The 12,945-nt window shown below is 36.5% G+C and carries 9 protein-coding genes, 2 rRNA genes and 1 pseudogene; 6 read left to right on the top strand and 6 right to left on the bottom strand.

Going from position 1 to position 12,945, the window contains the following annotated elements; genetic code table 11:
• On the top strand, positions 1-1,494 hold the full coding sequence (gene guaB, locus NMD99_RS00590; protein WP_309166227.1) for an IMP dehydrogenase: 1,494 nt from the start codon (positions 1-3) through the stop codon (positions 1,492-1,494).
• Positions 1,495-1,504: 10 nt separating this feature from the next.
• On the opposite strand, the gene fsa is transcribed toward guaB, so the two are convergent.
• The 4 genes from fsa to pstC all read right to left on the bottom strand — a co-directional run bounded on the left by fsa (position 1,505) and on the right by pstC (position 5,426).
• Positions 1,505-2,146 carry a fructose-6-phosphate aldolase gene (gene fsa, locus NMD99_RS00585; RefSeq protein ID WP_309166225.1) on the bottom strand — a complete coding sequence of 214 codons (642 nt, stop codon included), beginning with the start codon at positions 2,144-2,146 and terminating at the stop codon, positions 1,505-1,507.
• A gap of 305 nt (positions 2,147-2,451) precedes the next feature.
• Positions 2,452-2,796, bottom strand: coding sequence for a F0F1 ATP synthase subunit delta/epsilon (locus NMD99_RS00580; RefSeq protein ID WP_006279902.1), 345 nt, complete (start codon positions 2,794-2,796; stop codon positions 2,452-2,454).
• 12 nt (positions 2,797-2,808) lie between these two features.
• Positions 2,809-4,236 (bottom strand): F0F1 ATP synthase subunit beta, encoded by a 1,428-nt coding sequence (gene atpD, locus NMD99_RS00575; protein WP_253309946.1) that lies wholly within the window; start codon positions 4,234-4,236, stop codon positions 2,809-2,811.
• Positions 4,237-4,337: 101 nt separating this feature from the next.
• Positions 4,338-5,426, bottom strand: a complete 1,089-nt coding sequence (pstC, locus tag NMD99_RS00570; RefSeq protein ID WP_264688474.1) for a phosphate ABC transporter permease subunit PstC — start codon at positions 5,424-5,426, stop codon at positions 4,338-4,340.
• Positions 5,427-5,533: 107 nt separating this feature from the next.
• On the opposite strand from pstC, the gene rpmH reads away from it, so the two are divergent.
• The 3 genes and pseudogenes from rpmH to NMD99_RS00555 all read left to right on the top strand — a co-directional run bounded on the left by rpmH (position 5,534) and on the right by NMD99_RS00555 (position 6,326).
• Positions 5,534-5,668, top strand: coding sequence for a 50S ribosomal protein L34 (rpmH, locus tag NMD99_RS00565; protein ID WP_006279898.1), 135 nt, complete (start codon positions 5,534-5,536; stop codon positions 5,666-5,668).
• A 67-nt stretch (positions 5,669-5,735) separates the two neighbouring features.
• Positions 5,736-6,011, top strand: a pseudogene (gene rnpA / locus NMD99_RS00560) (ribonuclease P protein component); the annotation flags it as partial.
• Between the two features lie 90 nt (positions 6,012-6,101).
• Positions 6,102-6,326 carry a hypothetical protein gene (locus tag NMD99_RS00555; protein WP_253309152.1) on the top strand — a complete coding sequence of 75 codons (225 nt, stop codon included), beginning with the start codon at positions 6,102-6,104 and terminating at the stop codon, positions 6,324-6,326.
• Between the two features lie 16 nt (positions 6,327-6,342).
• Here the strand turns inward: NMD99_RS00555 and rrf are convergent.
• Both rrf and NMD99_RS00545 read right to left on the bottom strand, forming a co-directional pair.
• A 5S ribosomal RNA gene (rrf, locus tag NMD99_RS00550) occupies positions 6,343-6,449 on the bottom strand.
• A gap of 66 nt (positions 6,450-6,515) precedes the next feature.
• Positions 6,516-9,281 (bottom strand): 23S ribosomal RNA (locus NMD99_RS00545).
• Positions 9,282-9,613: 332 nt separating this feature from the next.
• Between NMD99_RS00545 and NMD99_RS00540 the strand changes: the two genes are divergently transcribed.
• Both NMD99_RS00540 and NMD99_RS00535 read left to right on the top strand, forming a co-directional pair.
• Positions 9,614-10,690: a methyltransferase domain-containing protein gene (locus NMD99_RS00540; protein WP_264329070.1), complete on the top strand. Its 1,077-nt coding sequence runs from the start codon at positions 9,614-9,616 to the stop codon at positions 10,688-10,690.
• Positions 10,691-10,748: 58 nt separating this feature from the next.
• Positions 10,749-12,533: a ribonucleoside-diphosphate reductase subunit alpha gene (locus NMD99_RS00535; RefSeq protein WP_309166204.1), complete on the top strand. Its 1,785-nt coding sequence runs from the start codon at positions 10,749-10,751 to the stop codon at positions 12,531-12,533.
• Positions 12,534-12,945 lie beyond the last annotated feature (412 nt).

Raw genomic sequence — 12,945 nt, 5'->3', positions numbered from 1 at the left:
ATGAAAAAAATGGAAGCTTATTATTCGTTTGACGATATACTTCTTTTGCCAGCCTATTCTAATATATTGCCTTGCGATGCAGATACAAAAACTTATTTAACAAATAATATAGAACTAAATATCCCTCTCATATCCTCTGCAATGGATACTGTTACTGAATCGGGCTTTGCAATAGCTATTGCCCAACATGGAGGGATAGGTTGCATACATAAGAATTTATCAATAGATGAACAAGTTTTAGAAGTAAGAAGGGTGAAAAAATATGAAAGTTGGATCGTGTATAACCCAATTACGATTTCACCGGATAAAACAGTTGCGGAAGCAATTTCATTAATGAGAGAGCACAATTATTCTGGCATTCCTGTAGTCGATCAACTCAAGTTAGTTGGAATTTTAACTAACCGAGATGTGAGGTTTATTGAAGACCAGAACATGAATGTAAAAGTTTCCGAAGTGATGACAAAAGATAAGTTAGTGACAGTGCGGGAGCAGGGAGTGAATAGTGCCTCAGCAATGAAATTGTTGCATGAAAATAGAATAGAAAAGCTTTTGGTCGTAGATGAAAATTCTTGTTGTATAGGTTTAATTACGGTTAAAGACATTGAAAAATACAATAGATACCCAAATTCATGTAAAGACAGTAAAGGGCGGCTCAGAGTTGCCGCTGCAATTGGCACTGGTAAAAAAGATGGTATAGAAAGATGTGAAGCTTTGATCGGAGAAGAAGTTGATGTAGTTGTTGTGGATACTGCTCACGGTCATTCCGAAAACGTTATCAATACCATTAGGGAAATAAAAAAGATGTATCCTAATACGCAATTAATTGGCGGAAACATTGCAACAAAGGAGGCTGCTGAAGCGTTGATTGATGCGGGTGTTGATGCAGTGAAGGTCGGAATAGGACCAGGATCAATCTGTACAACCAGAATAGTTACAGGTGTTGGTGTGCCACAATTCTCTGCAATCAAGAATGTTGCAGAGACGTGTAGAGCAAGAAACGTCAGACTAATTGCTGATGGTGGGGTAAAATACTCAGGAGATGTTGCAAAAGCTATTGCAGCTGGTGCTGACTCTGTGATGATTGGTTCGATTTTTGCTGGCACTGACGAAAGCCCAGGTGAGATTATCATGTATAAGGGCAGAGCATATAAAGGCTATCGAGGAATGGGATCTATTAGTGCAATGAAACGAGGTTCAGCTAGCCGTTATTTTCAAGATAAAGATTCAAAACTAAAATTAGTTCCACAAGGAGTGGAAGGAAGAGTTCCATTCAAAGGTCCAGCTTCAGGAGTAATCCATCAGTTGATTGGCGGATTGCAAGCTGCAATGGGGTATACTGGTAATAGGAATATAGAAGAGATGAAAAAAAATTGTAAATTTGTTACTATTACTGCATCAGGATTAAGAGAGAGTCATGCTCATGATGTAGTCATTACACAAGAAGCTCCAAATTACGCTTATCAAGCGTCCAATTTGTCAACCGATTCAGAGTAGTGACCGTTTATTATTTTGCACCCCAGTCTTTTTCAAATATTGCTAGCCCTTGGTCAGTAAGTGGGTGATTAATTAATTGTCTAAGTACTTTTGCTGGCACAGTAATTGAATCAGCACCAAGCCTTGCAGCTTCTATTACATGTGCTGGGCTTCTCACTGATGCAACAAGAACTTTAGTATCAAAACCGTAATTAGAATATATAGTACATATATCTTCTATTAGCGATAAGCCATCATAGCTTATATCATCAAGGCGACCAACAAAGGGAGAAAGAAAACAAGCACCGGCCTTAGCGGCAAGCAGTGCTTGTCCAGGAGAAAAACATAATGTGATGTTAACAGGTATTTTATGCTCTGTCCACAACTTTTTACAAGAAATTAATCCTTCATATGTAAGGGGCAATTTTACCACAACATTATCAGCGATTTTCGCTAACTTAAGGCCTTCTTTAACCATATCTGCATGGTTACTTGCAACAACTTCAACACTAACAGGCCCCTTGATAATAGAGCATATTTCACGCACTAAATCCTCGTATTTATCTTTACGCCCGGACTTTGCTATTAAAGAAGGATTAGTTGTTATGCCGTCAATGAACTCCTTTAGTTCTTTAATTTCATTTAAATCAACGCTATCAAGAAAAATTTCCATATTAATCTCCCATAAAAAAAATACCCTTGCAAAATCTTGTCATCCAAACGCCCTCCTTTGTCATCCAAGTAGCTGACACTGGGATCCATCTTTTTTTATTATGAACATTATATGCTCCTAGAATCTATTACCCATTGCATAATTTACAAATATTTTTACACCTAGATCCCAGTGTCACGCACTGGGATGACAAAGATGAATACTGGGATGACAGGGAAGAGAATACTGAATGACAGAAAAAAAAGCACTTGGATGACAAAAGTTGGGCTACTTGGATGACAAGACCGACTTTTTGCCTAAAATAACTAAGAAAGAAATTTCTCATCAAGATAACTTAAATATATACTAATTCTCTTATTTTTAAACGATTTCTCATCATGAATTGCACGATCAAAAACCTGAATTTGACTTGTTATAATGCTACAATTATTATTTGCAACTTCTAATACGCCACTATCAATTACAACCTTCTTTTCTGTTTGGTTACTCATTTTAACAGTAATCATACCAGGCAATAAATAAATTAAGTAAGGAGCATGGTGAGCTAAAATCATAAGCTCCCCTTCGAGCCCAGTTACTGAAAGAGAAACCACTCCACTGAATGAAATTTGATCATCAGGAGAGAAAAATTGCACTTTAAAAGTATTCATAATCTTTAACTTTTATTTAGCTTCAGCTTGTATTAATTCAGCCTTTTTTATTGCTTCATCTATATTCCCCACCATATAAAAAGCAGCCTCTGGTAAGTGATCATATTTACCTTCAACAATCTCTTTAAAACTGGAAACAGTATCAGAAAGTGAAACAAATTTACCAGGCATACCAGTAAATATTTCTGCAACGTGAAAAGGTTGAGAAAGAAATTTCTGAATCTTACGAGCCCTATCAACAATAATTTTATCTTCATCAGATAGCTCATCCATACCAAGTATTGCGATAATATCCTGCAGTGATTTATAAGTTTGCAATATACGTTTCACCTCAGAAGCTACCTTATAATGTTCTTCACCAATGATTTCAGCAGATAAAGACTGAGAAGTTGAATCAAGTGGATCAACAGCAGGGTATATTCCCATTTCAGCTATTTGCCTTGACAACACTGTGGTGGCATCAAGATGAGAGAATGTAGTTGCTGGGGCTGGATCAGTTAAATCGTCCGCAGGAACATATATAGCTTGCACAGAAGTAATAGAGCCAGAAGTTGTTGAAGCTATTCTTTCTTGCATTGCACCCATATCAGTTGCAAGGGTTGGCTGATAACCAACAGCTGACGGTATTCTTCCAAGTAAAGCAGAAATTTCAGAACCAGCTTGTGTAAAACGGAAGATATTATCCACAAAAAATAGAACATCTTGGTTTTCACGGTCACGAAAATACTCTGCCATAGTAAGTGCTGTTAAAGCAACTCTAGCCCTTGCTCCAGGAGGCTCATTCATCTGACCATAAACCAAAACAGCTTGAGATTTTTCATGCTCATTTATATTTATTACATTTGAAGTGATCATCTCGTGGTAAAGATCGTTACCTTCACGCGTTCTCTCCCCTACCCCGGCAAACACAGAAAATCCTTTATGAGCTTTTGCTATATTATTAATTAATTCCATTATCAGGACTGTTTTACCAACACCGGCTCCACCAAATAAGCCAATTTTTCCTCCTTTAAGATAAGGTGCAAGAAGATCTATAACTTTTATTCCCGTAACTAAAACTTCTTCCTGTATTCTCTGTTCAGTAAAACTTGGAGGTGCTCTATGTATAGGCTCTAAGTTATATTTTCCCTTCAGTGGACCACACTCATCTATAAGCTCTCCAACAACATTAAAAATCCTTCCTAAAGTTGAACGCCCAACCGGAACTGATATTGGTGCGCCTGTATCAACAAATTCATCCCCCCTTGACATGCCATCTGTGCTATCCATAGCAATACAACGAACTATATTGTCACCTATATGCTGCGAAACTTCTAAAACCAGCTCCTTATCCTTATATTTTAGTTTGCTTTTTAAAGCATTAAATATTTTAGGCAATTCACCTTCAAATTTTATATCAACAACTGCTTGAGTTACCTTAATCGCTCTACCTATATTCATCTCTTTATTTTTATCACCCAACACTATAATTCCATAAAAGAACTTCTAAAGAAAATAAATCTTATATTATTAATAGAAATTTTGCAACATTAAAACGCTTACTAGTTACGCTTCATTACAAACAATGCAAATGCATTTAATAGCCAAGTAATAATAAACAATACTAAACTAAGCGCATAAGCAGCAAGAGTTTGTACACTATTGAAATCCTGATCTCCGGTAAGTAATGTAGCGATCTGCACGGTAATGGTAGTAACTGAATTAAGAGGGTTAAAAGTCAAATTTGCGTTGATTCCCACAGCCATTAGCACAATCATTGTTTCACCTATCACTCTTGAAATTGACAATAAAATTGCACTTAAAATTGTAGGCATTGCATAAGGTATTGTTATATGCCATATAGTTTCCGCTGGAGTTGCGCCAAGTGCCATGAAGCCATAACGCAAGCTTTTTGGAACAGATCTTATGGCATCTTCGAGTAAAGAAATAATAAAAGGAAGAATCATTATCCCAATCGATAAACCGGCAACTAAGGCACTTTCTGAGTGTATACTTAAACCAAAAAAATTTGCTACCTGCTTTATAAAGAAAGACAAGAACACAACCGCAAAATATCCATATACAACCGTAGGAATAGCAGATAAAACTTGCAAAGTTGTATTAACAATATAACGCACTTTCTCACTCGCATATTCACTAATATATATTGCAGAAAATAAACCAAGCGGAACGACAACTAACATTGCTATAATAGTTATAAGTAATGTACCTACTAAAAGCGGCGCTATACCAAAATATCCTATCTTCTCTTCATTGACAGTGACTACATTGTGGCCCCATTTCAAGCAAAACAAGAATTCTGAAATAGCTACTTTATTAAAAAAATTAATGGATTGAATAAAAATAGATAGCATTATAAATAAAGTGATAAAAAATGATATGGCCAAAGCCACAAATAACGAAAGTTTTATTATCTTATTTCTTTTATTTTTAAAGATAAAAGCAAGCATGAAAAAAAGTAACGCTATAGAAATAAAAGTTACAAAACAATTATTATAGAGTACTAACAACCAAGTTAGCATCCATACACAACTAAGATATAGATAAGATTTAACCTTATTTACTTCTTGAAACCTACTAAAACAAAATAAAAGGATTAGTAGGACAGGTATGACTATCACCGAATTCATTTTCCCATGCATCAAATTTTATTCTACGAAAATGTCATACAAGTTCACCATCATTTGACAATAAAGTAAAACAATTTAAAATAAATAATTATATTAATATAAAAACAATGAAGAGAACATTTCAACCAAAAAATTTGATAAGAAAGCGCAGACATGGATTTCGTTCACGTATGGCAACAAGAGCTGGAAGAAAAATCCTTAATAGGCGCCGTTCATTAGGGTGTAACAAATTATGCGCATAGTAAGTATAAAAAAAAAGATTTTTCCTTTGCTTTCAAAAATAAGTTAGCACTCAGCAGTCTTTTTTATCGTGGGCTTTATATATCACTGTACGCCATAAAAGAAAGAGAACCTGAAAAGTACACTCATACTATTAGAGTAGGTCTGGCTATCAGTAAAAAAGCCGGAAAAGCAGCAAAAAGAAATAAAATAAAAAGGCAATTACGAATGCTTGCTAAAATTAGCATTTTAAATATAAGCAATATAGGGCACTACTACATAATACTAACTCATAGAAACATTATGCAAGCAAATTATAAAAACTTACAAAAAGATCTAACTATTTGCTTAAAAAAGATAAAATAAAAAAAAATCTCAATTAAGGTATTTACAACTATATTTTTTATGATAACATAAGTAAAATTTTTAAAATAAATTAACGGGTGTGGGTGTTTAATGGTAGAGAGTAGAAAAGAACAAGATAAAAATCTCAATATAAATACAAATAATGTTAAAGAAGATTTTTATGAATATAAAGAATCTAATTATCGTACACAATGGGAATTAGCATTTGAGCAAAGTCGATACTTAGAGCAGAATAAGAATAAGCCTAGACCACAATTATTAGATTTGAATATAGAAGCGACTTCTCGTAATAAAAGAATTATTAAAAGGCGATAAAAAGAAATTTTTATAAACTTGGCGGCGACCTACTCTCCCTTTTCAAGTACCATCAGCGCTAAAAAGTTTCACTTCCGAGTTCGAGATGAGATCGGGTGGTTCATTTTTGCTATAGCCACCAAGTCAATAAAAATTTCTAACTTAACAATTTTAACTTAATATTTAACACTGCATACACACATATAGAAAGCAAATAAATCAATCAGGCTATTAGTACTAGTTAGCTTCACATGTTACCATGCTTCCACACCTAGCCTATCAACGTGGTAGTCTTCCACGGCCTTAATTGGGAAATCTTTTTGAAGAGGGTTTCTTGCTTATATGCTTTCAGCAATTATCCCATCTATACATAGCCACCCAGCGATGCTATTGGCATAACAGCTGGTACACCAGAGGTATATCCATCTCGGTCCTCTCGTACTAGAGTCAGACCTTCTCAAATTTCCTTCACCCACGGCAGATAGAAACCGAACTGTCTCACGACGTTCTAAACCCAACTCACGTATCACTTTAATCGGCGAACAGCCGAACCCTTGGGACCTTCTTCAGCCCCAGGATGTGATGAGTCGACATCGAGGTGCCAAACGGTGTCGTCGCTATGAACGCTCGAACACCATCAGCCTGTTATCCCCGGCGTACCTTTTATCCGTTGAGCGATGACCCTTCCATACAGAATCACCGGATCACTATGACCGACTTTCGTCTCTGCTTGGCTTGTCAGCCTCGCAGTCAGGCAAGCTTATGCCATTATACTATCAAGCTGATTTCCGACCAGCTCTAGCTTACCTTCGCACGCCTCCGTTACTTTTTAGGAGGCGACCGCCCCAGTCAAACTACCCACCATACAATGTCCTAGTTCCAGATAATGAAACATAGTTAGATATCAAAAGTGTAAAGGGTGGTATCTCAAGGTTGACTCCATTATAGCTAGCGCCATAACTTCAAAGTCTCCCACCTATCCTGCACATCACACTTTTAATAGCAATGTAAAGCTATAGTAAAGGTGCACGGGGTCTCTTCGTCTAACCGCGGGTACCCCGCATCTGCACGGGGAATTCAATTTCGCTGAAGTGATGTTGGAGACAGTGGAGAAATCGTTACGCCATTCGTGCGGGTCGGAACTTACCCGACAAGGAATTTCGCTACCTTAGGACCGTCAGTGTTACGGCCGCCGTTTACTGGGGCTTCAATTTAGAGCTTGCACCCCTCCTATTAACCTTCCAGCACCGGGCAGGCGTCAGACCCTATACTTCCACTTACGTGTTTGCAGAGTCCTGTGTTTTTAGTAAACAGTCGCTACTCCCTATTTTGTGCCACCTACTCATAGTTGCCTAAAAGCAGGTTACCCTTCTTCCGAAGTTACAGGTATAATTTGCCGAGTTCCTTCAACATCATTCTTTCAACACCTTAGTATACTCTACTCATCCACCAGTGTCGGTTTGCGGTACGGCCTCATAAATATAAGTGCTATTTCCTGGAGCTTCTTTTAAGCATAGATCAATCCAATAAGATCTATACAAATACGAAACCCGTCACACTTAAGAGGTTTAGGAATATTAACCTAATTGCCATCGACTACTCCTTTACGGACTCGCCTTAGGAACCGACTAACCCTACGCAGATTAACTTAACGTAGGAACCCTTAGATTTTTGGTGAGAGTGTTTTTCACACTCTTTTACGCTACTTATGTCAGCATTCTCACTTCCGATATCTCCAGCAGTTTTCACAAACCACCTTCACAGACTTACGGAACGCTCCGCTACCGCGCCTATTGATCGAAATCAATAAGCACTCACATCTTCGGTATACAGCTTTAGCCCCGGTACATTTTCGGCGCAGAAAAACTTATTTAGACAAGTGAGCTGTTACGCTTTCTTTAAAGGATGGCTGCTTCCAAGCCAACCTCCTAGCTGTAATGGTTTTTCTACTTCCTTCCCCACTTAGCTGTAATTTTGGGACCTTAGATAGTGATCTGGGTTGTTTCCCTTTCCACCACGGACTTAGCACCCGTAGTGTGCCTGCTGTATAATTAATTGTTGGTATTCGGAGTTTAGTTAGATTTGGTAAGACGGTGAATCCCCCTAGTCTATCCAGTGCTCTACCCCCAACAACATACATACAACGCTCTACCTAAATAGATTTCGCGGAGAACCAGCTATTTCCAAGTTTGATTGGCCTTTCACCCCTAATCACAACTCATCCAATAATGTTGCAACATTAACTGGTTCGATCCTCCAGTGTGTTTTACCACACCTTCAATCTGGTCATGACTAGATCACTTGGTTTCGGGTCTAATCCATAAAACTAAAACGCCCTATTCAGACTTGCTTTCGCTACGCCTACACCTAACGGCTTAAGCTTGCTTCATAGATTAACTCGCTGACCCATTATGCAAAAGGTACGCTGTCACTCTAAATATCAATAAATTGATATAGAGCTCCAACTGTTTGTAAGCACTTGATTTCAGATTCTATTTCACTCCCCTCCCGGGGTTCTTTTCACCTTTCCCTCACGGTACTTGTTCACTATCGGTCGTTAAGGAGTATTTAGGCTTGGAGGATGGTCCCCCCATATTCAAACAGGATTTCACGTGCCCCGCTCTACTCAAGGATTTAAAAACTTTCTACTTATACAGGACTATCACCTTCTATGGTTACTATTTCCAGAGTATTCTAATTCTTATTCTTAAATCACTAGCCTTTTCCGCTTTCGCTCGTCACTACTAACAGAATCTCGGTTGATTTCTTTTCCTTTGGCTACTTAGATATTTCAGTTCACCAAGTTTGCTTTACATACTTAGTATGTAATAACTAGCCAAGCTAGTTGGGTTTCCCCATTCGGAAATCTGCGGATCAAAATTTGTTGACAATTCCCCACAGCTTATCGCAGCCTGCCACGTCCTTCATCGCCTCTTAACGCCAAGGTATCCATCAAGTGCTCTTAATAATTTATTTATCCGACTATATGCAGAATATGCAGAGTTAAATATTATTAAAATTGAATTGAGATTAAATTAATCTCTACCATAAAACTTGTCAAACATCTAAAAACTAAATTAATCTTTATATTATAACCTAATAAATAATATGTCAACGCCTTTTTGCACAAAACATTTACTTATATTATCAACAACAATATACTAGCAATCCTAAACAGTACAATCTGAGAAATATGCGGTAAACTTATATATACAGTAAAAATTAATAAAAAAGATATTTTGTAAGATAAAATGTGTTAAAATCAATTGCCTAAAAATGATAATGAACATTCGGAGTATTTCTCATGTATGAAAAGTAATCTCTCTTTTATAAAAAACGTTGCTTTAAATTGTATGTCTAAGCTCATTGGTGTATTAAATATTAAGAAAGTAAAACACTTCATTGTGAATAAATATAATACTCTTCATAAAGAAATGACAGTGCTTCTTAAAAAATCTAAGAACCTGTTAAATACCAACATTGAAATCGGTTTATATCACTTTTATAAAGGTAGCATATCAGATGCAAAGTTACGATTTTGGTTAATTAGCATATTTTACCCCCATTTACCCATAGTCTGGTATAACATCGGAAGGTGTCATTTTGCGGTAGGGAATACTAATAAAGCTTATAATTATTTAACACAGACACTAAAATTAGATAGTGATCACGAGGAGGCATCTTACTATATAAAAAAAATGACAAACTCAGCGCCTATTACAGAATTGCCAAAAAACCTCATAAGACAATATTTTGATTACACAGGTGAATATTTTGTTGAGCATTGGTTGATTGCTAAACAGTATAGAGGGCATGAACTTGTACACATGATAATTACAAAAATCTTCAACAACTCCACTTCTGAGCTCAATATACTTGACCTTGGTTGTGGGACTGGAATATGTGGTCATTTCTTGAAAATAAATAGTACTGGAAGCCACATAACAGGAATTGACATTTCAAGTAGAATGCTAAATATCGCAAGAGGATGCTTTATAAAAGGTAAGCCTGTTTACAATGAATTAATACATATGGAAATGAAAGAGTTTCTTAAACAAAAGAAAAACCAGCAGTATGATGTAATTATCTTTGCTGAAGTGCTACATTATCTACATGACTTTCAAGAAGAATTGGAATTAGCAAAAAGATCTACGAGCAAAAAAGGGGTTATTATATGTTTAATAAGAAGAAAGGAAGGTGAAGGTATTGACTTTGTAAACAAAGGAGACTATTTTCGTCACTCAGAAAGTTATGTTCAACATGTTGCAAAAAAAATAAATATGCAGATAAGTTATATGAGTTACTGTAAAATATATGGCAGTCAGGTTGACGGTATCTTGTTTGCATTACAGCATCAACAAGAAAATCCGAAAAACCTAACTTAAAAATCGCTCAAAGTGGCTTTTAAGTATCTATATATAATAAAAGAATAAAAGGAATTTTATGAATAACATTACTATTAATTACGCAAAGGATAGCAAATTAACCGATTTTGGAAAAGCAGTTCTATCAGACAGGTATTTAATAGAAAATGAAAGTTACCAAGACCTCTTTGCACGTATTGCTAATTACTATTCTGATAACAAAGAACATGCGCAGCGTCTTTATGACTACATGAGCAACTTGTGGTTCATGCCTTCAACACCAATACTCAGCAATGGTGGCACCAAGAGAGGGTTGCCTATCTCTTGCTTTCTTAATGAAACCGAAGACAGCTTGCAGGGAATAGTTGACTTATGGAATGAAAATGTTTGGCTTGCTGCACGTGGAGGAGGCATAGGTAGTTATTGGGGAAATTTACGTTCAATTGGTGAAAGTGTAAAAGGTAGTGGTAAAACATCAGGAATTGTACCATTTATTGTGGTGCAAAATGCTCTAACGCTCGCAATTAGTCAGGGATCCTTAAGGCGAGGAAGTTCAGCAGTCTATCTTCCTGTATCTCATCCGGAGATAGAAGAGTTTCTGGATTTGCGCAAGCCAACAGGCGGTGACCCAAATCGCAAAGCGTTAAATATACATCATGCTGTAATAGTAACAGATAAATTTATGCAGGCTGTTGAGAATGATCAAGAATGGAATTTAATAAGCCCTCACAACAATAAGGTTATTTCAACTGTAAAAGCGCGGGATATATGGATCAAAATATTAACAGCAAGAGTTGAAACTGGAGAACCTTACATTATTTTCCTTGATGCAACAAATAACAATAAGCCAGAATCTTACAAAAAGCTCAACTTAGACATCAAGATGTCAAATCTATGCAGTGAAATAACTTTAACTACAGGTTATGATCACCTGAATAAGTCACGCACTGCTGTGTGTTGTCTATCATCCGTAAACCTTGAGTACTACGAAGAATGGAAAGACAATAAACTCTTCATAGAAGATATAATGCGCTTTCTTGATAATGTATTGGAAGATTTCATAAATAAAGCACCGAATGAAATGCAGCAAGCAAAATATTCTGCAGCCAGAGAACGCAGTATTGGTCTTGGTGTGATGGGTTTTCATTCATTTTTACAAAGCAAAATGGTTCCTTTTGAATCAGTAATAGCACAACAATGGAATAAAAAAATATTTAAGTATTTACGTGAGCAAGCAGATATAGTTTCTAAAAAATTAGCAGAGGAAAAGGGGGCATGTCCTGATGCCAAAGAAGTTGATCTAATGGAAAGGTTTACACACAAGCTCGCTATTGCTCCAACTGCCTCAATCTCCATTATTGCAGGCAATACCTCTCCTGGAATAGAGCCATATGCAGCAAACGTATTCATACAAAAGACACTGACAGGCTCATTTGTAGTGCGAAATAAATTCTTGCAAAAACTATTAGCAGAAAAAAATCAAGACAATGATAAAATATGGTCTTCAATTTCGACAAACGAGGGTTCCGTTCAGCATTTAGATTTTCTTAGTGAGCATGAAAAATTGACATTTAAAACAGCGTACGAGCTTGATCAAAGATGGATTATAGAACATGCAAGTGATAGAACTCCGTATGTTTGTCAGTCTCAATCAGTCAATCTGTTCTTGCCTGCCAACATACACAAACGTTACTTGCATAAAATACACATGCTTGCCTGGAAAAAAGGATTGAAGAGCTTATATTACTGCAGATCACAATCAATGCAGAGAGCTGACAAGGTTTCGCATGACATATTCAAAAAAAGTGAAATATTGCAACACAAAACAGATATTGACTACGATGAATGTTTGTCATGCCAATAGTGACCTTATTCAAAAAAAGTAGAGAGAAAGTTAAGCAAATGGGTAAGGAAATATAATAGACTTCTTGCATAACCATATAACGAACTTTTCTTGGGAATAGAAACGAAAAAACTTCCTTGACAAACTCCGCCAGCCCCCTTATCATGATAGTGAAGGTATTCAGTTATCTTCATCTGTGCAGATTAAACAGCAAGAAAACAACGTAGTTGGCGTCTTATTTTTAATTTTTTGCACTATGTGCACCTTATGTCTTCACAACATTTCTGGGTTTTTACCTATATAAGCTGAAACGCGCTTATAAGTCGTTTAAGACAGTATAGTACGCCAATTTGCAGGATTAGAGAGTGACAACTAGCTAACACGGGGTTTCTTTTGCCTTTTTTTCTGCTTAGTAAATTTCTTAAACATTTAA

Origin of the sequence: Wolbachia endosymbiont of Listronotus oregonensis, from assembly GCF_031205055.1 — a bacterium.
Classification (GTDB): domain Bacteria; phylum Pseudomonadota; class Alphaproteobacteria; order Rickettsiales; family Anaplasmataceae; genus Wolbachia.
Note: the sequence above shows the minus strand (reverse complement) of the source record. Positions and strands in the feature narration are given on the sequence as shown.